This window comes from Rubrobacter tropicus (assembly GCF_011492945.1).
Lineage (GTDB): Bacteria > Actinomycetota > Rubrobacteria > Rubrobacterales > Rubrobacteraceae > Rubrobacter_D > Rubrobacter_D tropicus.
The window spans coordinates 215447-238467 of record NZ_CP045119.1 but is presented as its reverse complement, the minus strand read 5'-3'; the positions used below and the strand labels follow the sequence as shown (position 1 = coordinate 238467).

The 23021-nt window shown below is 68.3% G+C and carries 14 protein-coding genes; 1 reads left to right on the top strand and 13 read right to left on the bottom strand.

Annotated elements, in window-relative coordinates; genetic code table 11:
- Nucleotides 1-380 precede the first annotated feature (380 nt).
- Nucleotides 381-902, top strand: coding sequence for a calcium-binding protein (locus GBA63_RS01135; RefSeq protein WP_166172692.1), 522 nt, complete (start codon nt 381-383; stop codon nt 900-902).
- Nucleotides 903-1128: 226 nt separating this feature from the next.
- Here the strand turns inward: GBA63_RS01135 and GBA63_RS01130 are convergent, their stop codons facing one another.
- From GBA63_RS01130 to GBA63_RS01070, 13 genes are all read right to left on the bottom strand, one after another.
- Complete coding sequence (locus tag GBA63_RS01130) at nt 1129-3030, bottom strand: hypothetical protein (protein ID WP_166172690.1); 1902 nt, start codon at nt 3028-3030, stop codon at nt 1129-1131.
- A gap of 196 nt (nt 3031-3226) precedes the next feature.
- A complete protein-coding gene (locus GBA63_RS01125) occupies nt 3227-3652 on the bottom strand; it encodes a calcium-binding protein (protein ID WP_166172688.1) in 426 nt (141 codons plus the stop codon).
- A 210-nt stretch (nt 3653-3862) separates the two neighbouring features.
- Nucleotides 3863-10138, bottom strand: coding sequence for a hypothetical protein (locus GBA63_RS01120; protein WP_166172686.1), 6276 nt, complete (start codon nt 10136-10138; stop codon nt 3863-3865).
- A 173-nt stretch (nt 10139-10311) separates the two neighbouring features.
- Nucleotides 10312-10890, bottom strand: coding sequence for a signal peptidase I (gene lepB / locus GBA63_RS01115; protein ID WP_166172684.1), 579 nt, complete (start codon nt 10888-10890; stop codon nt 10312-10314).
- Nucleotides 10887-11405, bottom strand: a complete 519-nt coding sequence (locus tag GBA63_RS01110) for a hypothetical protein (RefSeq protein ID WP_166172682.1) — start codon at nt 11403-11405, stop codon at nt 10887-10889. The genes lepB and GBA63_RS01110 overlap by 4 nt, the downstream gene beginning before the upstream one ends.
- A gap of 29 nt (nt 11406-11434) precedes the next feature.
- Nucleotides 11435-13372: a multicopper oxidase domain-containing protein gene (locus tag GBA63_RS01105; RefSeq protein ID WP_166172680.1), complete on the bottom strand. Its 1938-nt coding sequence runs from the start codon at nt 13370-13372 to the stop codon at nt 11435-11437.
- 298 nt (nt 13373-13670) lie between these two features.
- The gene (locus GBA63_RS01100; protein ID WP_166172678.1) at nt 13671-15314 is read right to left on the bottom strand and encodes a multicopper oxidase family protein; all 1644 of its coding nucleotides are present in this window, start codon (nt 15312-15314) and stop codon (nt 13671-13673) included.
- A 337-nt stretch (nt 15315-15651) separates the two neighbouring features.
- Nucleotides 15652-16605, bottom strand: a complete 954-nt coding sequence (locus GBA63_RS01095; RefSeq protein WP_166172677.1) for a CopD family protein — start codon at nt 16603-16605, stop codon at nt 15652-15654.
- Nucleotides 16606-16642: 37 nt separating this feature from the next.
- Complete coding sequence (locus GBA63_RS01090) at nt 16643-17176, bottom strand: copper resistance CopC family protein (RefSeq protein ID WP_166172675.1); 534 nt, start codon at nt 17174-17176, stop codon at nt 16643-16645.
- The gene (locus GBA63_RS01085) at nt 17173-17775 is read right to left on the bottom strand and encodes a DUF1775 domain-containing protein (protein ID WP_166172673.1); all 603 of its coding nucleotides are present in this window, start codon (nt 17773-17775) and stop codon (nt 17173-17175) included. Before GBA63_RS01085 ends, GBA63_RS01090 begins: the two co-directional genes overlap by 4 nt.
- A 102-nt stretch (nt 17776-17877) precedes the next feature.
- Entirely contained in the window at nt 17878-18528 is a 651-nt protein-coding gene (locus GBA63_RS01080) for a response regulator (protein WP_166172671.1), read from the bottom strand.
- Nucleotides 18525-19397 carry a sensor histidine kinase gene (locus GBA63_RS01075; RefSeq protein WP_166172669.1) on the bottom strand — a complete coding sequence of 291 codons (873 nt, stop codon included), beginning with the start codon at nt 19395-19397 and terminating at the stop codon, nt 18525-18527. Before GBA63_RS01075 ends, GBA63_RS01080 begins: the two co-directional genes overlap by 4 nt.
- 175 nt (nt 19398-19572) lie before the next feature.
- On the bottom strand, nt 19573-23001 hold the full coding sequence (locus GBA63_RS01070) for a PAS domain S-box protein (RefSeq protein ID WP_166172667.1): 3429 nt from the start codon (nt 22999-23001) through the stop codon (nt 19573-19575).
- Nucleotides 23002-23021 lie beyond the last annotated feature (20 nt).

Below are 23021 nucleotides of genomic sequence, written 5' to 3'. Positions count from 1 at the left end.
ATCCGTACGTCGTCTTCCGAAGTGTGGGCGTCGTCGGCCGAATGCTCCGGTCCCCGGTGGCGCGCCATCGGTGCTTCTACTTGATAGAGTCACGATTGGTCCCCCTCTTGTCTTCTTCGCACCCGAAGATGATCGGCGATACGGCCCACGCCGCCATCGCGAAAGCTCAGGATTTTTTTCTAGTCCATCTGGGCTAGGTCCCGACGACGACAGGCTCCCGGAACGGCGAGCACCGGGCGAAAACGACAAAAACCGGCCCCGGAAACCCCCGGACGGGGAGGCCACGATGCTAGACTAGTAGCATCTGCTGCGTGTGCAGCCAAGGAGGAGAAGAGTCCGGGCACGTCGGGGCCGGGGCGACGACCAAACGGGGTGTAGACATGAAGAGACCTGTACTTTTCATCTCGATGATGGCGGTGCTGGTGGTCTCGTTCGCCGGGACTGCCGTGGCCGCCCGCGTGGCTTGCGACGGCGGTAAATGCACGGGCACGAGGTTTATCGACGTGATGACGGGCAGCACGCGCGTGGACAAGATGTACGGCTTCGGCGGCAACGACAAGATGAACGCCGGCCACAACAACGACCTGCTCGTCGGCGGCAGCGGGTCAGACTCGGTGGAGGGCAGCTTCGGGTACGACACGCTCTACGGCAACAGCTACGCCGACACCATCTCGGGCGGCCCCGCAAACGACAAGATCTACGCCGGTCCCGGCACGGACACCGTCAACGGCGGCACGGGCAACGACCACGTCGTCATCGCGGGAGACCCCCAGAACGACGCCGCCAACTGCGGCACCGGCAGCAACGACACCCTGGTTCTGGACTTCCGGGAGCTGGGCGGGTCCAACCTTATCGAGTACGCCGAACAGACCAGCTGCGAGAACCTGACGGTGCGCCGGTAGCGGCCTACCGAAGGCCGGGGCGCGAAATTCAGGCCCCCTCCAACGAGGGGCCCCTGGGCTTCGTTCCGTTGCGTAACTTGGGTCTTACAGCGGTTTGCAAAGCTGTCAGCTATCAGCCTTCAGCCAAAAAGCTGAAGGGCTGATAGCGGAGGCCTGCGAAGCAGGCCGGAGCGGGCTGATCGCTGACCGCGCGGGTTTCGGAAGCGATCAGCTTCCGAAACCCGCTCTAGCGGATCGTCACCCTGAAGGACCTGGTGGTCGTGGTCACGAGGTGCTGGGGGTAGCCGGCGGGGGTGACCCTCACGGTGTACAGGCCCGTTTTGGGCGGCCTGTAGAGCCGGGAGAAGCGGGAGCTTTGCAAGGGAACGTTGATCTTCGTCAGCGGAAGGCCGTTGCGCGCGATGTTCAGCGTGACGTTGCCCGAGTTGGCGGGGAAGACCGACCCCGAGATGCCCACGGCCTTGCCGAGCTTCACCCGCGTGGCGGAGAGTCCCGTGTTGACGAGCAGCTTCACCTCGACCGCCGCGATCGGGCTGGCGGAAGACTGGAGCTCCTCCGCGTCGGTGACGAAGCGCGCCCGGTACTCGGTGTTCCGCTCCGGCTTGAGGCCGGCGAGGGAGAAGTTCCCCCCGGCGTCGGTAGTAAGTTCGCCGCCCGACACGGGGACGAAGGCGCTGCCCCCGAGCGGCTTGCGTTCCAGCACTATCCCTTTCCCGGCGAGGGGCGTCCCTTCTGACGAGAGCTGTCCCGAGAGGGTGGTGGAGGAGTTTGGAAGCGTGTAGTTCAGCAGCGTGGGGCTCGCGGAGAGCGTGAGCTGGGTGGCCTTCGGGACCACGGCGCTCGCGCGGGCCGCCGCCGACTCGCTCCCCGCCGCGTCCACGGCCGTGACCCGGTAGTAGGATCTCGTCCCCTTGGGGGCCTGGGCGTCGTCGAAGGAGGTCGCGGAGAGCGGGCCACGGGTGTTGAGCTTCGCGTACTCGCCGCCCTCGGAGGCGGCGCGGTAGACGTTGTAGCCGGCGAGGTCGGAATCGGCGTTGCCCTCCCAGTCGAGCGCAACGCCCTCGCCGGAGCCCATCGCCGCCAGGCCCGCAGGCGATGCGGGCGCGAGGTCGAGCCTCGCTCCCTGAAGGTCGAAGCTGCCGAAGCCGTCGTCCCCGTCCCGCTGCACCTCCCAGACGACGGTTTCGCCGCTAGCCGCCGGGACCTCCTGTTGCCCGGAGCCCTGGGCGACGGTGAAAGACTCGCCCGTGGAGAGGTCCTTGCCGCGAACGTCCGCGTTCCCGCCGGGGTTGTGGGTCCACACCGCCGTCCGGCCGTCGATATCCGGGGCGTACTCGTCGTCAGAACCGACGGCCACCTCGATCCCACGCTGCCCGGCGAGGTCGTAGCCGCGGACGTCGTAGTCGCCGGAGGCGCTCTCCACCCGCCAGACCACCGCGGCAGCGCTGACGGCGGGGGAATCCTGCCAGGCGGAGCCCGAGGCTACGGTCCTCCGTGCGCCGGTCGCGAGGTTTTTGAGGACAACGTCTGAGTTCATGGCGTCGCGCTGCTCCCACACTACCAGCCCACCGTCGACGTCGGGGTCGCGCTGGTCGCCCGGGGCCGTCGTGACCGGGCTCTCCTGCCCGGAGTCGAGGTCGAAGCGGTAGATGTCCCTGTTGCCGTTGCGGTCGTCCTCCCAGACGACGTCGCGGCCGCTCACGGAGGGGCGCGTCTGGTTGCCGGGGCCGACGGCGACGGGGAACTTCTGGCGGGTGACGAGGTCGTAGCCGTAGATGTCGGCGTTACCGGAGGAGGCGTCCTCCCAGACGACGGTGCGACCGCTCACGGAGGGGCGCGTCTGGGCGCCCGGCTCGGTTGGGATGAGGAGATCCAGGCCGGTGGAGAGGTTCTTGCCCTGGATGTCGGGGCCGCCCGCGCGGGAGACGGTCCACACGGCGGTGTTGCCGCTAACGGCGGCCTGGGTCTCGTTCTCGGGGTTGAGTGAGACGGGGAAGCCCGTGGAGGAGACGACCGCGCCTGATGGGCGGGGGGCCACCATAAGGGGGACGAGCAGGAATGCCGTCAGGATCAGGCAGGCCCACAGCCTGCCGCCCGCAACGTTAGGTGATGCCTTCGTAGCTCCCACTTGCGCAGCCTCTCTCGGTAAGAACCAGCCTGAGACAATGATCGCTTCAGCGGTCCCGGGCGCCATCGCGCAGATGGGCGATCTTTCTTTAGCCCAACTGGGCTATCCCCGCAAACCGGCCTCCCAACGCGGCAAAGAGCCGGGGCCGAAGCCCCGGCTCTTACCTTCGAACCGTTAGTCGTTCGGGATGCCGTGGCTAGTTCACGCGCCTGATGCTCTCGCAGTCCGACGCGACGATGTCGATGGCGTCGGCGATCGCGCGGTCCGTGCCGAGGCCGCAGAAGAGGGTGTCCTGCTGGTTATCCGCGGCGTTGAGGGTGTCGTTGCCGACCCGGCCAAGCAGCACGTCGGAGTTCTGGCCGCCGATCAGGGTGTCGTTGCCCCAGTTGCCGTTGAGCCTGTCCGAGTTGTTCCCGCCGTTGAGGGTGTCGTTGCCGCCCATCCCCATAACGAAGTCCTTGCCGTCGAACGCGTTTATCCTGTTGTCCGCGTTCGTGCCGATCAACCTGTCGTCCTGGTTCGTGCCGGTGATGGTCGAACCGTCGCCCGCGAGCGCCGCCCCAACCCCGAGCGCTAGAAGCATCACTCCCATCAGTAACATAAGGCCTATCTTGCGCAGCATCGTCGTCGCCTCCCTTTCCCTGGTTTACGGTTATATATTGGACACTTAGAGGGATACCGGTATCGCCCAAAAGGATTAACTTTTATTGGCCTTTTTGTACTAGCCATTACTAGCTACTTTAGAAGGGGCACCCCCAGACGGGCACCCCCAAAACGGCGACACGCGAAGTGGCCCCACCAAGCAAGGCGGGGCCACTGGACCTGGATTGCGTTACCGGATTACCTGGAAGCTCTTTGTCGCGCTGCTGCCGGCGAGGTGGTCGGCGTCCCCGGCGAAGGTGGCCTGCACGGTGTAGAAGCCGGGGCTGTTCGGCTTGTAGGTGTAGGTGAAGCGGGAATCGGCGTCGAGGCGCAGGGTCTTTGACGGGAGCGCCGTGCCGTTGCGCTTGATGAGGAGCTTGACGGCGCCGGCGTGGGCCGGGGCCACGGAGCCCGAGATCGGGCGGCTCCTGCCCAGCTTGAGGTCGGCACCAGCGGTGGTCACGGAGACCGCGGCCCGCACCTTGACCGGAACCGTGGCCTCTGAAGGCTTGAGGCCCGTGGAGGTCTCCCCGGCGAATACGACCCGGTAGTCGGTGTTCTTGGGCGGCTTTATGCCGGAGAACATAAACTTGCCGTTGGCGTCGGTGTTTACAGGCGTGCCCACCCGAGAGAACGCCGTCTGGCCCGCTGGCCGCTGCTCCAGGGTCACCTGCTTGCCGGCCAGCGCCTTCGCGTCCTCCGTCAGGGAGCCGGTGACGTTCGTGGACTGGCCGAAGACGACGGCGGGGCTCGCGGTGGCCCGGAGGGTGGTCTCGCCCATCACGACGACCCTGACCCCGGCGCTGACGGAGCGCTCCAGGCCGGCCCCGGAGCTGCCGGCGAAGACGGCCCGGTACTCGGTGGTCCTCCCGGGCGAGACGTTCGCGAGCCTGAAGTTGCCCTCGGCGTCGGTCGTGGCCCGCCCTTCCGGCACGGGGGCGAAGGCGGCGGTGGATCCCGCAGGCCTCTGCTCGACCGTTACCTGCCGGTTCGCGAGCGGCCCGCCGGTCGCGGAGAGCCTGCCGGAGAGGACCGTAGTCCCGCCGGGCTGGACCGAGGTCGGTGCGGCTCTCAGCGTCACGCTCGTGGCGACGTTCTGGGCCTCCAGGGGCAGGATCGGGTGCCCGCCGGCGTGGGGGTTGTCCACGTTGCCGAGCGGCGTCGGGTTTATGGCCTGGGCCGCCGCGGGCTTGTCGTAGACCCTCACGATGCCCCAGAGCCCGCCCGAGAGGTGGTGGAAAGCCACCCCGCAGCCGTAGCGGTAGTCGCCCCGGGAGTCGAAGCCGGAGAGGTGCATGTTCAGGGAGCGGCCGACGCTGATGCCGCCCTGGGCCCCGATCAGGTTCGAGCCGGGATCGTTCGGCTGTGCCTTCCAAGAGGCGCCGGACATCTGGAAGGAGTGCTGGCGGGGCTTATCAGAGCCCTGCAGGACGCGCATCCTGATGTCGTCGCCCTCGAAGGCCCGGTAGATCGGGGTGTTCGGGTCGCCGTGGCGCGAGGAGTCGAAGACGTGGGCCATCGCGTCGCCGTCGGGGGGCAGCGGGTGGATGCCGTCGGGGCCCATCTGCTCGGGGACGCGGTGGCTGAAGGGGGAGCTTGCGTAGTTGAAGCCCTTCTCGCCCATGTCCTCGGCGTCCATAGGCTCGCCTTCGGGCTCCTCCGGGGTCGGGGGATGGTCGAGCGGGTCCTCTATGACGTTCCCCTGGGCATCGCGCAGGTTCAGGCCGTCCTGGAAGAACGTGGTGAACTCGCGGAAGTCGTTGTCCTGGCCCGGCACCCGGATGTCGGCCGAGACGCCGCTCTTGATCGGCTCGCCCGTCTCGGGGTCGTGGTAGGTGGCCCCGCGCGGCTCGATGTTGAGCCCGGCAAAGAGGCCGTGGTGGCGGTGGCCGCGCACGTCGCCCCAGTCGGTCAGGTTCGTCGTGCCGAGCTCGCCGTCGGCGTACCAGCGGTAGAGGCGGGTGTCGCCGGGGGCAACGGTGGAATCGCGGTTATAGCCGACCGCCGCGCCATCCGAGCCGCGCACGTCGTACTTGACGACCTGCGGGTTCAGGGAGACCCTGAGGCCCGAACGGGTGCCGCCCGCGGGCTCGGTTGGAAGGGTCGGATCGCCGTCCGTGCCGGCGTTGCCGTGGCCCCAGTTGTTCGTGAGCTTGTTCGTCAGGCGGACCTGGACGCAGTCGCCCTGGTTGGCCCTGAGGACCAGAGGTTCGGGCTTCAACTCGCCGGAACGGATGGCCGCCTCGTCCTCGGCGAGCGCGTAGATCAGGCCGTGCGGGTCGTTGTCGCCCTGCTTGTTGTACTCGACCTTGGCCTGCATCGCGACCACGTTGAAGGTCTTGACCTGGCCCGCCGGCTGGCCCGTCGGGCACGGGTTGCCCGGGGTGGCGGCCTCGGGCGGGGCCGGCGAGGTGGCGGACCCCGTGCCGGCGCCCTCGCCGGGCTCGGGCGTCGTGTCCGTGGCGGCCGGGTTGTTGTCCGGCAGCGGGAGGAGGGATGGGACCCTCTCGGCGCGGGCCCTGAGGAGGCCCCAGGCGCCCTGGTAGAGGTCGTCGGTAGAGGTGCCGCCGTAGAGGTAGTCGCCGGCGCAGGACTGGTCGGTGGCGGCGCAGGTGATCTTCGGGACCTCGAAGTTGAAGGCCTCGGAGATGCCTATCGTCTTGGCGTTGATGAGCGGCGAGTTCGGGTCGTCCGGCTCCTCGCGCCAGCGGACGCCGTTCATGGAGAGCACGTGCTGCTCCTCCTGCGAGCCCTGGATGGCGCGGACGCGGACCGGGTCGCCCGAATAGGTCTGCATGATCGGGGTCATCGGGTCGCCGTGGACCGTCGAGGAGAAGACGTGCGCCGGGTCGGACGGGTTGCCGTTCTTGTCCGTCTCTCGAAGCTGGAACGGGGCGTTGCGGTAGTTGATCCCGACCGTGCCGGGGTCCGCGTCCGGGAACTCCTCGGGCGCCGCCGGGCCCGCTATGACGTCGCTCTTCAGGCGCGAGTCGCCGCCCTTCTTCGTCAGGGAGACGAAGTCCTGGATGGCGATGCCGAACTCCCTGAAGTCGTCGGAAGCGCCGGGGCCGATGATGTCCATCGCGGCACCGGCCGCCGTGCCGACGCAGGAGTCGCCGCAGGTCGGGGCGGAGGCCGTCGAACCGTTGCCCGGCTGGAAGTACTGGCCCGTCTTCGGGTTGCGGAAGTCCATGCCTCTAGGCTCGACGACCAGGGCGCCGAAGTAGCCGCGGTTCTGGTCGAGGGCGGCGAAGTGGTGGTCGTGGGTGAAGACCGTCCGAAGCTCGGTGTCGGCGTACCAGCGCTCGCTGATCGTCTGCCCGGGCGCCGCCACGGTCGTCCTGGTGTTGTTCGGGTCGTAGTTTGCGGGGGCGTCCGTCTCCTCGAGGCGGCAGCCGTTCCAGTTGCAGGGCTTGCTGCCCGCGACCGTGTCCTTGTTGAATTGCGCCTGCTCGTTCGAGAAGGCGGCCTGCTGGTAGTTCCAGCCGTTGGAGGAGCCGTCGGAGGCGAGCACGTCGAACTTGACCAGGTGAATGTGCCCGCCGACCATGTTCGTCTGGGCCAGCTCGACGAAGGCGTCGCCGCCGTACCAGTTGGGCAGGTAGTTTGTCAGGTTGAAGTTTATGCAATCGCCGGCGTTCACCCGGATAAAGAGCGGCTCGGGCTTCTTGGCACCGCTGAGGATCGCCTCCACGTCCTTGGTCGGGACCATGATGCGCCCTTGCGTGTCGTGGTCGCCGCGCTCGTTGTAGACGACGTCGGTCTGGATCGCGCTGACGTTGTAGGTGACCTCCCTGGCGCCGGAGGGGCAGGGCTCGGCGAAGGGCGCGCCGGGCTTGGCGTTCGGCAGCACGTTCTGCTGCTCGAGCTGGAGCTTATCCAAAAGCTGCTGGGAGAGGGCGTCTCCGGCGGCGGCCCGGGTGCCGAGCTCGTCGGCCTTCAGAGGCCTGCCGGCGACCACGCGGGTGGCCGGGTCGAGGTCCTCGCGCTGGACGGTGGAGGCAACGTCCTGCTGGCCGTTCGACTCGCTGATGGAGCCGGGGGGCTGCGGGGCCCTCCAGCCGTACTTGCCGGGGATGAAGCGCGGGTAGCCCGGCTTCTCGGCCGTGGGGCCGGCCGGGGCCGCCTTGCCCGGCAGCGCCTTCAGCTCGCGGACCTTCGTGCCGTCGGGGAGCGAGCCCGTGCCGTCCTCGTAGACGTCGTGGACCCGGAAGAGGGCCCAGAAGCCGTCGGCGAAGTGCGGGTAGAGGTGGCAGTGGAAGATCGAGTCGCCGGCCGTCTTGGGGGTCGAGCCGGCGCCGCCTATGAGGCTCGCGGTGAACGCCTCGCCGGGGCCGAAGGTCTGGGAGTCTATGATCTGGCTTCCCGGGTCGTTCGGCTCTATGCGCCACTGGTGGGCGTGCATGTGGAAGACGTGGGTCTCCTTGACGCCCGCGTGGGCGAACCGGATCTTGGTCGCATCCCCCTTGTAGGCGTGCGTGACGTTGGAGACGTAGCAGGAGTTCTCGAGGCCGCAATCCTCTTTGTTCTGCCTGTCGGCGCCGGGGAGCCAGGGGCCGGGACCGCTGGCGAGCTTTATGAGGGCGGGGTCGCCGTAGGTCCAGGACGAGAGCGAGGTCTCCTCGCCGATGGCGTCGGGGGCGCTCTGCTCGGCCGCCGGGTTCGCGCCGGCGGGGTTGGTGGCTATCCTGTTCCACGCAGGCTCGGCGCCGTAGTTGAAGGCGAAGCCGTTGCCGCCGGGAAGCTCGTCCTGGCTGATCTGGAGCGTCTCGCGGAACGACCCGCCGGGCGTGACGATGTCGGCGTCTATGTACGAATCGCCGCTCTGCTTGGTGAGGCGGTTGTGGGTCTTTCCGTTCGCGCCGCCGGCGTAGAGGGGCTGGCCCGTCTCGGGGTCCCTCCAGGTCGAGCCGGCCGGCTCGACGACGAAGGCGCCGTGAAGGCCGTGGCCGGTGGAGCCGGAGTTTGCCTCGGAGCCGGCCAGGGCTCCCTGGTCGCGGAAGAGGAAGGTGCCCTCTTCGGAGGGGGCCTTCCAGTAGTAGGAGATGGTCTCGCCCATGCCGACGGTGGTGTCGGCGTTGTAGCCGACCGCGGAGCCGTCGGAGGTCTGGGCGTCGTAGGCGGGGCCGTAGACCTTGATGCCGACCCTGGGGTTGTCCGGCAGGCCGTCGCCGCCGGTCGCTTCGAGCTCGTTGGTGAGCGTGACCTTCACGCACTCGCCGGCGTTGGCCCGGATCACGAGCGGGCGCGGCCTGAGGCGCCTGTTGTCGGCCCCGGCCGGATCTTCAGAAGGCGTGGCGCCGAGCGGCCTGAACCAGTTCTCGACGGCTGCCTGATCTCCCTGCAGCACGAAGGCCTGGCCGTTGGGGTCCATGTTCAGGCCGACGGTCTCGCCGGCGACTTCCTTCGTCTGGGCGAAGCGGTTGTAGGGGATGTCCACGTTGGCAGCGGCCACGTCGTAGGAGCGATCGTAGGAGGAAGAAGAGCAGGCGCCAGGCGCGGCCTGCGCCTGGACCGGCTGGGCGAACATCTCGGCGAAGGCCGCGGGCCCGACGACGACCATGATCCCCGCCGCGAGCCCGACCAGGGCGGTCGCGGCGCGGGGGCGCCAGAAGTCTATGGACCGGGGGACCTCCCAGGGCGTCCCGCGAAGCTGGGCCACGGCGAGCAGGATCAGGAACCCGACCCCGAGCACGACGCCCGCGTCGCGGCCGGACTGCGCGAGGAACGCGCCGGCCGAAGCGTGGTGCGCCGCGAGGGCGTTGGCCGGGATACCGGCCGCGGCGTAAGCCCCGGCCGCCGCGAGCGCCCAGGAGATCCTGGCCGCGAACGCGTCTTCGCCGAAAAAGAACCCGGCGCCGGCCCGCGCGAGCGGGCCGGCGACGAGGAGGGCGAGAACGGAGAGGGGAAGCGCGAGGATGGAGTTCTGCACCCAGTGCGTGACGAAGCCGAGTCCCTGCTCGGCGTGTATACCCGAGTGGAGCGCGTGCAGGACGAGCCCGGTGCCGAGCGCCTGGACGGCGCCGAGGGCGACGTAGATGCGGGCCCTGCGCCCCTCGCCCGCGAGCGCTACGAGCGCGGCGGCCAGCGCCAGCTCGGCAACGGTGGCGGTCAGGTCGAGGGCGCCGGCGGCGTGGACCTCGCCGGCGTGGGGACCAATGAACGGGATGCCGGCGGTGCGGGTCGTAACGTAGAAAGCGACGACGCCGAGGTTCGCGAAGGCGCCGGAGAGGAGGAGCCCGCGGGACGGACGGCGCAGAAGCGCCACCGCGAAGAGGCCCTGGAGCAGGGAGAGCGCCACGAAAAACGCGCCGTAGCCCCACCACTCAAAGAGGTGCTCCGGGACGGCCCACAGGTGGATCGCCGCCGCCAGAAGCGAGAGCCCCGAGGCCGCGAAAAGCGCGAACTCCCGGACGATGCCGGAAGAGAAATCTGTGAGCTTCGTCGAGATCTGGTGGGCTGCCATCTGGGCTCTCCTCTGGATCTAAAACCTTCAGTGCCGAAATGATCGCCCACGAGACGCCTCAAACCATCACATGTATGGGCGATCTTTGCCTAGCCCACCTGGACTAGGATTACCGGCCCGCGCGGTCCGGCCTCGACGCGCACGCACCGAATTGTCCTGCAAAACGGCGGTTTTCAGACGGTTCCCACCCGTTCGAGCGGCCAGATGCGCAGGTCGATCCCGCCGAGGACGTCCTCCCTGGGGACCGGCCCGTATGAACGGGAGTCGAGGGAGTTGGAGCGGTTGTCGCCCATAACGTAGACGCTGCCCTCGGGCACGTCAGTCGGCCCGAAGAATGTGGCATCGGTGAGGTTGTAGTCGACGTAGCCCTCCCGCGTCTTCTCGCCGTTCACGAACAGGACGCCGTCTCTGACCGCCACCGTATCCCCGGCCACCCCGACCACGCGTTTGATGGTGGGGGCGCCGTCGGCGGGGGCCTCGAAGAGTATGACGTCGCCCCGCTCAGGATCTGCGAAGCGGTAGGCGAACTTCGTCGCGAGCACGCTGTCCCCGGCCCGGAGCGTCGGGTCCATGCTCGCCGTGGTTATCGAGAAAGGCTCGGCCACGAAAGGGCGCACGACGCCGAAGACGAGCAGGAGGGCGACGACGACGAAGAACAGAAACCCGAAAGGCCCCGTGCCGCCCTCCGTGGTCGGCTCTCGTCCCTTCCCGGACTCCTCGGGACGGCTCTCGGGCGGGGCGGCGAGGCTCAAGAGAGAAAGCCCGCGAGCCTGAGGGCCCAGATCCCGGCCCCCGCGAGAAGTACCGCGTTGATGGCGACCGAGCGCCCCCTGCCGTCGAGCAGGGTCAGCAAGAAGACGACGATCATCAGCTCGATCCCCGTCGCCGACATGTCGAGGAGGCCCGCATCCTCGGCCCTGCCGGCGTGCGGCCCGAAGGGCACGCCGGAGGTGCGGCTGAGGACGTAGACCATGATGACGGAGAGGTTGCCGAAGATGCCGGCCAGGGAGAGGACCCGTCCCGGCCAGCGCAACAACCCCACAGAGAAGAGGCCCTGCGCGGCGGCGACCCCGAGGAAGAAAGTCCCGTAGCCCCACCAGACCTCGAAGTACCCGGGCGCGGTCCACAGGTGGATCATGGCGACCGCCAGAGAGAGGACCGCCGCGGCGACGCCCGCCTGCGAGACCTCCGTTTGGGCCGCGTCCCGTGCCGGGCGCGGCAGGAGCCGGGATCCGGCAGGGAGTAGTTGCGCGTTCTTTATGGTCACGGCCGGCTCCTTTCTGCCCGTGGGCCCTTCTACCGGAGCACCACGCGGAAGCTCTGGGTCCGGGCCGTCTTGAGTCCCCGGTCATCGGTGGCGAGGATCTGCACCCGGTGCCAGCCGAGCTTGAGCTTCGGGCACACGTAGGTCAGGACGCCGGTGTCGTTGCGGTAGTCGTACTCGCCGACGCGCCGTCCGTCCAGGAAGAGCTGGATCTTGCTCTTGCTCAGCTGCTTGTCGTCGGTGACGCGGGCGACGACGGTGGGCCTCCGGGAGCGGGTCACGGAGCCCTGCGCGGGGCGCAGGATGGAGACCTTCGGCGCCACGTTCGGGGGCAGGGGCGGGTCCGGCTTGTCCGGCGGGTCCTCTTTCACCGTGTACAGCGGCGGCGCCTCGCTAGTCGGCCTGGCGGGGGCCGAGGCGATCGGGTCGTCCCCGCCCGAACCGACCTCGAACTGGGCCATCATGTCGTGGTCCTCGTGGACGAGGTTGTGGCAGTGGATCATGTACCGGCCCTTGTGCGGGCCGAACTTCATGATCATGCGCACCGTCTCGCCCTCGCCGACGTAGACCGTGTCCTTCGGGCCGCGCTCCCACGGATGCGGGGGCGCCCCGTCGCGGTCGAGGATCTTGAAGTCTATGAGGTGGACGTGGATCGGGTGGAACCAGCCGCCGCCGTTGTTGGTGAACTCCCAGATCTCCACGTCGTCAAGCCCCGGGTTCGCGTCCACGCGGTTGGGGTCCCAGATCCGGCCCGGCCCGCCGTCCGTGGCGACGGTCCACATCTCGCTGCCGTTGACGATCTCGCGCCCGAACTCGAACCGGCGGGTCCTGACGGACTGCGACTCCTGGAGCTTCATCGGGCTGTAGGGGTGCTCGCTGTTGCCGAGGACGCCCGGTATCTCGTTGTTGGAGAGGTCGGTCGCCTCGGAGACCACGTCGAAGCGCATCACCCGGTTCGTCGTCGCGAAGTCCTGCGTGTTGGGCAGCCCGAGGTTCCTGAGCTCGACGCTCTCTCCGACGTTGTACCTGGCGAAGTCTATGACGACCTCGTAGCGCTCGGCCATCCCGTGGCGGTAGCTAGTGACCTCGACCGGCTCGGGGGCGAGCCCGCCGTCGTGGCCGATGATCGTCATCGGCTCGCGATCGCTCAGGGCCAGGTTGAAGCCGCGGGAGATCGAGGCGTTGAGGATACGGAAGCGGTACTTGCGCCTCTCGACCTTCATCACCGGCCAGGGGGCGCCGTTTGCCAGGATCACGTCCCCGAACAGGCTCGAGTGGCCCTGGTCGTCGAAGATCATCTGCCCGTCGGTGCCGAAGATGGCGTCGCGCAGCACGAGCGGGACGTCGTACTTTCCCTTGGGAATGGGGAGGCTCATCTCGTGCTCGTCGTGGCTTATGTAGAACGCGGCGCAACCCATGTACGCGTTGAAGGCGGTAACGTGGACGCCGTGGTCGTGGTACCAGAGGGTCCTCGCGTCCTGGCCGTTTGGGTAGTGGTAGTCCTTGTACTCGCCGGGGTTGGTGGTGTCGTTGGCGTAGCCGTCGTACTGGGGCTTTGTGGCGTTGCCGTGCAGGTGGACCGAGGTGTGCTCGTGCCCCGGGCTCTGGATCCAGTTCTTGTGCCTGACGACGACGTTGCGGCCGCGCCTGGCCATGATCGTGGGACCGGGCGTGATGCCCTCGTAGCCCCAGACCTCGGTCTTGGGGAGGGGGGCGGGGAGGATCTGGAGGAACGCCGACCGCATGGCCATCTCGTAATAGTCGGTCGTGTCGTCCTGGTAGGCGGGCTTCGCGACCGGCGGTACCGTAAATTCGGTCTGAAAAGGCCGGGGCAACTGGTTCTCGGGCAGGCGGGCCGCCGCCAACTGCGTCCGGGCCGCGCGCTCCAGCGGGAGGGCCACGGCGGCGCTGCCGAGCAGGCCCATCTTCAGCATGTCCTTGCGGCTGATCTTGGTCCTTACTGCTTGCATCGCGCCCCCCCGGTCTCTGTATTATCACTGGCGAAAACGCCTCTTCTGAAAAAGTCGCTCCTCATGACCAGAATGATCGCCCGCGGGAAGCTCTTAGACATCGTCTAAAGCAGCGATCTTTGCCTAGCGCAAATCCGGTACAAGGCGTCTACGCCGTTTGGGGTATTTGTGACCCGCGGATCAAGGCTTCGGAACGCTTCCCTCGCAGAAGCGCTCTCGAAACCGTTTCGCCCGATTCGACGCTGGAGGCCACGAGGATCGATGCACGACGGGGGGCTACAGACGCCCCCGTTTTGTCCTAGAGACCCGGCAGAAGCGGGGGTAGCTCGGAGGCGGGTCTCGGGGGGGCGGAGTCCCAGCGCTCGCCGCCCGTTCCGACCTGGAACTGGGTCATCATGTCGTGGTCCTCGTGGGTCAGGTTGTGGCAGTGCATCATGTAGCGGCCCTGGTGGGGTCCGAACTTCGCCAGGACGCGCACCGTCTCGTTCTCCCCGACGTAGGCCGTGTCCTTCGGTCCTCTCTCGTAGGGCAGGACGCCGGGGGACTTGCCGCCGGTGCGGGAGAGGATCTTGAAGTCTATGAGGTGGACGTGGATCGGGTGGAACCAACCGCCGCTCTTGTTCTGGAACTCCCAGATCTCGATCTCGTCCTTCTTGCACACCGCGGCGTTCAACTGGTTGCCGGAATCCTCGATATCCTTCCAGGTACCGTCGTTTATGACCCAGTTGCCGTTCTTGCGCTCGAAGACGAACCTCTCGGTGTGCGTGGACTGGGACGGGAGGAGCGGCATGGGGTCGTAGTCGCCGTCCCCGACCTTGCCGAGATTCCAGGGCACCCTGTTGCCAGAGGTGTCGGTGGCGTCCGAGACCACGTCGAAACGCATGACGACGTTCGTGTTCTTCTCCTCGCGGTTGTTCGGGAGATCCCCGTTGCGCAGGACGATGCTCGTCCCGACCTTGTACCTGGCGAAGTCTATGACTATCTCGTAGCGCTCGGCCATCCCCACGCGCACGGAGCCGGTCCGGACGGGGTGCGGCATGAGCCCGCCGTCGCTCCCGATCACCGTCATGGGGTCACCGCTGCTCAGGGCGAGCTTGTACGAGCGGGAGATCGAGGCGTTCAAGACGCGGAAGCGGTACTTGCGCCTCTCGACCTTCATCACCGGCCACGGGACGCCGTTTACCAGGATCACGTCCCCGAACAGGCTCCCCTGCTCTTCGCGGTCGAAGATGAGCGAGCCGTTCGTCGCGAAGACGGCATCCCTTATCACGAGCGGCACGTCGTACCCGGTGCGGGCGACCGGGTCGTGGTACCCCTTCGGCAGGCCGAGTCCCCTCTCGTGCTCGTCGTGGGTGATGTAGAGGCCCGCCAGGCCCCTGTAGGCGTTCTCGGAGGTGACGTGGACGCCGTGGTCGTGGTACCACAGCGTGCGGGCTGGCTGGCCGTTCGGGTAGCGGTAGTCCTTCCCCCAGCCCGGCTTCGTGACGTCGTTTGCGTAGCCGTCGTACTGGGGCTTTGTGGCGTTCCCGTGCAGGTGCACCGAGGTGTGCAGGTGGTCCGGGCTGCGGATGGCGTTTATCTGGCGAACGACGGTCTCCCTGCCCCTCTCCTGGATTATGGTGGGACCGGGCGTGATGCCGTTGTAGCCCCATATCTCGGTCTTCGGGAACCCCGGCAGCACCCGCACGGGGGCGTTGGTCATGGTCATGCGGTAGTAGTCGGTGTTCCCGACGGTTTGGGGTTTCAAGACGGGCGGGACGGCGAACGGGGAGGTGAACGGCCGGGGGAGCCGGCTCGTCGGGATACGATCCGCCAGAGACTTCGTCCGGGCCGCCCGCTCCAGCGGCAGCAGGAGCGCGGCGCCCCCGAGCAGGCCCAGCTTGAGCACCTCCTTGCGGGTTAACCTCGTTCCCCGGCGGGTATAATGCGCGGCAGGAGTCAAGGGGGTCCTCCTTGTCTCTGTAACGGGCGGTCCGCCGGCGTCGCCAAACCCTGACGGACCGCCCGAATCTCTGTTCTTGACCCTTTTTTACACCCGAACCCCCTCCCCCGACATCGGACCGATGCGTGATCTTTCCCTAACCCATCGCCGGTAGATAATTTGGGCTAGGTAAGCTATCAGCTTTTAGCAAGTACCTGGCGGGAGGCCGATGATCGCCGGGAAGGGAACCGCCACGGTTGCAACGGGGACAGGATTCCGGGTTGCTGGTGCGGCCTTGAGCGTTTGCTGATAGCTGACGGCTGAAAGCTGACGGCGGCGGTCCGCGAAGCGGGCCGCCCTAGTTTGCCGGCGGCAGGCTGGTCAGGAAACCGGCCGCCACGAAGATGCCGGCGGCGAGGGCGAGTTCCAGGCCGACCATCCTGCCGAGCGGTCCGTCCCCCTTGTCTATGAGGTTGAGGCCGCCCGTGGCGAGCAGCAGCACGGTCATCCCGAGCTTCATGACGAGGGCCCTGCCGTAGGCGGTGCCGACGAGCGCGCCGAGACCGGCGACGTTGAGCAGGGTGCTGTAGAGGCCGGTCGCGACGAGGACGAGGACCGCGACGGTGGCAACCTTCGAGAACCGGCGCACGGTGCGGCGGCGAAGGTCGGCACGCTCGTCGAGGCCCAGGGCGCGCAGGGGGCCGAGCAGGAGAATCGGGAAGGCGAGCAGGCCGCCCGTCCAGAAGGCCGCGGCCACCAGGTGCAGCCAGATGACCGTTATCGCGAGTAGCCCCTGGGCCACGGCGTGGCTCTCGGGGACCAGGGTGGCGAGGAGCAGGCCACCCGCGCCCGCGGCGGCCCACCAGCGCCCGATCCCACCCCCCCCGGCAGCCCACGCCACCGCGAACGCGACGAGGAGCCCCGTGCCGAGCCGCGCCAGCGCCACCTGTCCGGCCGTGGTCCCGAAGAGCCCCTCGAGGTACAGCCCGAGACCTAGCGGCCGCCCCGTGGCCCACGCCGTGTAGACGGCCACGTCGGCCAGGCCAACGAGGGCCAGCGCGGCGAACAGGGCCCAGGCCCCGCGGGCGAAGACGGCGCCCGAGCCCCCGTCGGTTCCCGCGGCCCGACTTATGGGAAGCCACACCAGCGCCACGAACGCGACCAGCCCCACCAGCAGCACCGCGGCGCCCTGCACGATGCCGTGCGTAACGCCGGCCAGCAGCTCCACAGTCGGGAGCCTCCCGCCCCCCGCGTGAGACTCCTGCGCGAACGCGGCGGTGGGCGAGGCCGCCAGCGCAGCGGCCGCGGTCATGACGGTCGCCGCGAGCCGTGATCTCCTCGACACCGGCCTAACCCCTGCGCAGCATCACGAAGCCGGCGACCGCGACACCGCCGATGACCAGAACACCCAGGACCACACCGAGGGTCCCCCCGCCGACCGCGTCTTGCTCCTCCGGGGCAGCGGCGCCACCGCCGTCTTCCGGGGTTTCGACCGCGGACTCGCTGACGGAGAACCCGTACTCGCCAGAGATGGGGTCGCCGTCGGCCGAGGTGACGCGCCACTCGACCGTATAATCGCCGGCGGGGAGGTCGCCCAACTCCGCCACCAGCACGTCGGGGTCCTCCGTCAGCGTGTCGGCCTCGCCGTCGTCGACCCGGTCGCCGTTCTCGTGGGTGACCTTTACCGGGTCGAACTCGGCCCGCACGGGTTCGTCGAAGACGAGCCGCACCTCCCCGGGCTGCTTCGAAAGGGCTTTACCGTTTGCGGGCGTCGCGCGCAAGAGCTCGGCGTGGGCGAGCACCGGAGAGCCGCACAGGACCACCAGGAGCGTCGCCAGGCCCAGAAGGACGCCCAGCCGCCGGCCGACCGCCCCGGCCGTCACCGAACGGCCGACCTCAAGAGCAGAGACGCCGCCGCGAAGACCGCGACGCACACCCCGAGAAGCAGGCCAGCGTTTACGCCACCAGTGTCGGGGACCTCTTCGTGAGAGCCTTGCGTGTCGCCGTGCTGCGGCTCGTCCATCTCACCCGAGGCTCCTCCACCAGAGGCAACCTCGATCACGGGGGCCGGCTCCTCGGAGTCCGGGGCGCCGGTCCACTCGGCCACGCTACCGTCCTCGTAGGTCTGAATGGCGCTCAGCCTGAAGCTGCCGGCTTCGTCGGGGACCGTGGCCTCGAAGGAGAACTCTTCCGAGTTCGCGACCGGGATCTCGCCCCCCGTCCACACCAGCGCGTTGCCCTGAACCTCGCCCCGCCAACCGGAGGGCGCCTCGGCGCCGCCGGCCTCGAAGCCCTCGGGAAGCTCGATACGAACCTCGGTGGTCGGGATCTCCTTTTCCGTGGGGACCTCGATCGTGAACGTCTCTGTGGCGCCCGCGGGGACCTGGTCCGGGGAGACCTCGACGTGGGCCAGGGCCGCTCCGGCTAGCCCGAAGGTCAGCAACACGCTCAAAAGTACGACTCGAAGCCCGGTCTTGCGCATGGTTGATCTCCTAGCCTTCGGGTGATTTTACTGCCGCTCGTAGTTTAGGGCCCCGGCGGAAGACCTTCCATGACCCTTTGGGGCTATCTTCCGCCGGGGCCATCATGGCCCCCCCAACGCGACCCGCCGGGCGTGCAGCGCCAGCTCCACGCGGTTCTTCAGGCGCAGTTTTTGCATGATCTTCTTCACGTGGTTCTTTACCGTCTGCTCGGAGATGTACAGAGCCTCGGCGACCTGCTTGTTCGTCATGGCGGAGGCGACGAGGTTGAGTATCTCGCGCTCCCTCTCCGTCAGGCGGGCGTCGGGGTCCGCCGGGGCGGCCCGGGCCGCGAACTCGGTAAGGATGCGCCGGGCCAGATCCTTTGGCATGGCCTCGCCGCTCGCGAGACCCCTCAGGCACTCGAGCCAGCTCTCCGGGTCCAGGCTCTTGAGCAGGTACCCCTGCGCGCCGCTCCGGATCGCCTCGAAGAGGTCCCCCGCGTCCCCCGATACGGTGAGCACGACCACGGTTGTCTCGGGCAGCTCCCGCTTGAGGAGCCGGGTCGCCAGCAGGCCGTCGCACCGCGGCATGTTGATGTCCATGAGGACGAGGTCCGGCCTCAGGTCCCGCGCCAGGGCGAGCGCCCCGTAGCCGTCCTCGGCCTCCCCGACCACCTCGAACCCGGGCTCCCGCTTGAGCAGCGTCGATACCGCCCGGCGGGCGAGGGCGCTATCGTCGGCGAGTAGCACCCGCCTGACCCCGGCCGGGCTCACGTGCCGGTCTCCGGGAGGCGCACCGTCACCTTCGTCCCGCCCCCGGGCGAGGAGGCGAGGCTCAGTTCGCCTTCGAGCATCATTGCCCTTTCGGCCATGATCTCCAACCCGTAGCTACTCTCGCCCTGGCGCGCCCGCGGGTCGAACCCGCCGCCGTCGTCGGAGACCTCGACACAGACGCTCCCTTCATCCGCGTCCACGCGCACGAGCGCCTCGCGCGCCCGGCCGTGCCTGTGCGCGTTGGTGAGGGCCTCGTGGACTATCGCCAGGACCTGCCTCTGGGAGGAGGCCGGCACGGAGGGGCGTCCCTCTACCTCGCAGACCACCCGCATCCCGAGGCGGCCTGAGGCCTCGACCGCGGCGCGGCGCAGCGACTCGCCGAGGTCCCGCGTCCCGTTTTGGCGCGAGTCCGCGATGGCCGCCCTTACCCTCTCGTGGGCCTCCTCCAGGTGCAGCTCGGCGGTCCGAACCCCGTCTAGCGCCTCCACCTCCTCGCCCGACTCGAGGAGCGCGCGGACCTCCCGCAGGTTGGCGCCGAGGTAGAAGAGCGTCTGGGCTACCCCGTCGTGCATCTCGCGGGCCAGGCGTTGGCGCTCGGAGAGAACCGCGGCCTCCTCCCGCGCCCGCGCCGTCTCGCCGGCAGACCTCTGGACCAGCCCCCCGAAGACGCGCACGAAACCGTAGACCACGCCGCCAACGACCAGGGCGCCCAGGACGTTGCCGGCCCACCCTTCAGCCAGCCAGCCCGGCAGGGCGTGCGAGAGCCACTGGTGGCGCAGAAACTCGAAGACCCCCATCGCGCCCGCGGGCAGCAGGACCGCCAGCAGGCGGAGTCGGCCCAGACCCGGGGTTTTTGGCTTGCCTATCACGCGAGACATCTTAAGCAAGCCGGGACGGCGGTGCATGGTCCATATGGGGTATATCTTCCGCAAAGCTATCCGCCATCAGCTTTCAGCTCTTTTTGCTGAAAGCTAATGGCGGAGGCCTGCGAAGCAGGCCGGAGCGGGCTGATCGTTGACGGCGCGGTTTGCGAAGCGAACCGCTTCAGCGCCGGATGTTCTCCAGGGGAACCTCGAAACGCACGGTGGTGCCGGCGCCTGGCTCGCTCTCTATCTCCAGCCTGCCGCCGAGGCCGACGGTCCTCTCGCGCATCCCGAGCGTGCCCACACCGGGTGGGAGCTCCTCGGGGTCGAAACCCCGCCCGTCGTCCGAGACCCGGGCCACGACGCTGTCACCGGCTGAGAAAAGGGTAACGTGTACGTTCTCGGCGCCGGAGTGGCGGCGGACGTTGGTAAGCGCCTCCTGGACGACCCGCAGCAGCTCCGCGGTGCCCCTCTCGGAGAACTCTTCGAGGAGGCCTTCCTCCAACTCGCTCGTCAGGTTGCAGTCCGGCATCCGGTTCCGGTTCAGATCGACGAGCGAATCGAGGAGCTGACGGGCGCCCTGCCCGCCGTGCCTGTAGGCGCGCAGGTCGTAGATGACCCCCCGAAGGTCCCTGGCGGCGCGGCGGATGGCCTCCGTGGCTTCGCCCAGGTCAGTCTCGACCCCCGTGCCATCGTATTTCACCCGGGTCACCTCCATCGCCTGGACGGTGTAGGAGAGATCCTGGAGGACGCCGTCGTGCAGCTCCCGGGCTATGCGGTTGCGTTCGGCGTCCCGGATCTCGGCCAACGCCCTCTCGGTGCGTTTGCGCTCGGTGACGTCGCGGGAGTTCACGACTATGCCCTGGATCACGGGGTCCCCCAGCAGGTTGGCCCCTATTGCCTCGAAGTGCCGCCAGCCCCCGTTGCTGTCCCTCACCCTGTATTCGGCGGAGATGCGCCCGTCTGTCTCCTCCGCGAGCTTGGCGAACCGCTCCGCCACGGACCCCCTGTCCTCAGGGTGGAGGAAGCCGAAGGCGTTCGAGCCGATGCGCTCCTCGGAGTCGAAGCCGAGCACGCGTTCCACGGCGGGGCTCTCGTAGAGGATCGTGCCGTCGGCGTCCAGCACGACGATGATGTCCGAGGCGTAGCGGACCAGCGAGCGGAACCGCTCCTCGCTGGTCCTGAGGGACTCCTCGGCCCGCTTTCGGGCGGTGATGTCCCGAACCGTGGCGCAGATGGTCCTGTGGCTGTTGTAGGAGATGGTGCTCACGCCGACCTCGACCTCGACTATGGTGCCGTCCTTGCGCCTGTAGCTCCGCTCCCCGACCAGGCGCCGCCCAGCCTCCAGCGTGCGCCCGATGTTGGCGTCCACGTCCTCGCGGGTGTGGGCTATCAGGTCGTAGAGCTCCATCCCGCGCAGCTCTTCCGCGGTGTAGCCGAACATCGCCTGGAAGGCCGGGTTGGTCTCGATCAGGCGCCGGGTCTGGGCGTCTATGAGGTAGATACCCTCGGTGGACTGCTCTATGACCGCCCTGTAGCGCTCCTCGCTGCGCTTGAGGGCCTCCTCGGCCCGCTTCTCCTCCGTCACGTCCAGGACCGTCCCTATAAAGCGCACGGCGCGCCCGTCCTCGAAGTACGCCCTGCCGCGGGCGTCCACCCAGCGCTCCTGCCCATCGCCCTTTCCAACGACCCGGTACTCCAGCTCGAACTCGCCGTCTCCTGCCGGGTCGAGCACCCGCCGCACGGCCTCCTCGGCTTTTTCGCGGTCGTCCGGGTGTAGCCCGTCGAGGAACGTCTCGTAGTCGACCTCGGCGCCGGGCGGAAGGCCGAAGATCTGCCTGCACCGCTCGTCCCAGATCAGCCCGCCGCTTACGGGGTCGTAGTCGAAGGTCCCGAGTTGGGTCGCCTCGGTCGCCAGGCGCAGCCGCTCGTCGCTCGCCCGCAGCTCCCTCTCGGCCCTCTCGCGCTCGGAGATCTCGCGCTGGGCCTCCTCGTAGAGCCTGGCGTTGTCCACGGCCATGGCCGCCCGCCGGACGAGGATCTGGGCCTGCTCCAGGTCCTTCTCTTCGTAGAGCCTCCCCGACTCGGCCGAGACGAGCGTGATCGCCCCGAGCGTCCGCCCCCGCGCGACCATCGGCACTATCATGTAAGAGCGCAGCCCGAGCTCCCGGAGAATGCTTGCCTGCTCTGCGTCCCGGACCGCCTCGCGCAGCAACTCGTCGGGGATCTCGCGCATCATCTCGGGCTCGCCGGTCCTTATAACCTGGTGCACCCCGCGGGGCGAATCCGGGTCCGCGGGGTACCGGCGCTGGAGCTCGTAGGCGAGCGCCACCTTCTCGGGGTCCTCGTGCTCGACCGCCAGCCGGCGGATGGAGCCGTCGTCGCCGACGACGTCCACGGCGCACCAGTCGGCGAGGCGGGGCACTACCAGGCGGGCGACGCTCGCCAGCCGTTCTTCGTAGGAGAGGGGGGCGGCGAGGACCTCGCCGGCTTCGGCCTGTACGTGCAGGGTCTCCTCGGCCCGCACCTGCTCGGTGACGTCGTCCTGGATGCCGACGAAGCGGGTGATCCCGCCGTCGTCGTCGAAGACGGGCGAGACGGTGAGCCTGTTGAAGAAGAGGGTTCCGTCCTTCTTGTAGTTGCGCAGGACGACCTCGCGGGTCCTCCCCTCCCGGATCGCCTCGCGCAACTCGCCAACGGCCGGCTGGCCGCGCTCCTCTCCCTGCAGGAAGCGGCAGTTGAGGCCAATGACCTCGGCTTCGGAGTAGCCCGTGATCCTCGCAAACGCGGGGTTCGTGTAGACGATGGGGTTGTCGGGTTGGTTAGGGTCCGTTATGACGATGCCGTTGGCGCTCGAGGCCATGGCCCGGTCCCGCAGGCGCAGCTCTTCCTCGGCCCGCCTGGCCTCCGTCCTGTCGCGCAGCACCTTGACCACGCCCTTGAGGTTGCCCCCCTCGTCCCGCACGGCGTCTGTAGAGCCGTTGGCCCAGATGCGGTTTCCGTCTTTTCGCACGGCCCACGTCTCCTCGGAGACCGTCTCGCCGTCGATGGCGGCCCGAAGCTGGCGCTCGGGTACGCCGTCCCGCCTGTCCTCCGGCGTAAAGAACACGGAGAAGTGCTCGCCCAGAATCTCCTCCTCGGAGTAGCCGAGAATGCGATGGGCGCCCTCGTTCCAGTCCCGAACGTATCCTCCCGCGTCGAGCATCACGATCGCGTAGTCCTTCGCGCCCTGGACTAGCAGGCGGAAACGCTCCTCGCTGGAGGCGGACCGGCGCCTGGCGGCGCGCATGGAGGCCACGAGCGCGCTGATCGCGCCCCCCACCAGGGCGAACACCAGGAGATTCAGCAGATGACCGGGGCTGTCGATCTTGAACGAGTAGGCTGGGGCCAGGATCAGGTAGTTGACCACCAGCAACGCGAGCGCGGTGGCGAACAACCCCGGTCCCAGCCCGCCGAACCAGGCGACCAGCATCGTCGCGAGGGCGAAGAGCAGGAACGGGCTCTCGGATTCCATGAAGGGGTCGATAAAGATCTTCGTTACCGTCACGATACCGACGGCGGCCACGGCCACGCCGTAACGCGCGAGCGGTGAGCCTAGAAGACCCGTCATTCCAGGCCCCGTTCCCGGCG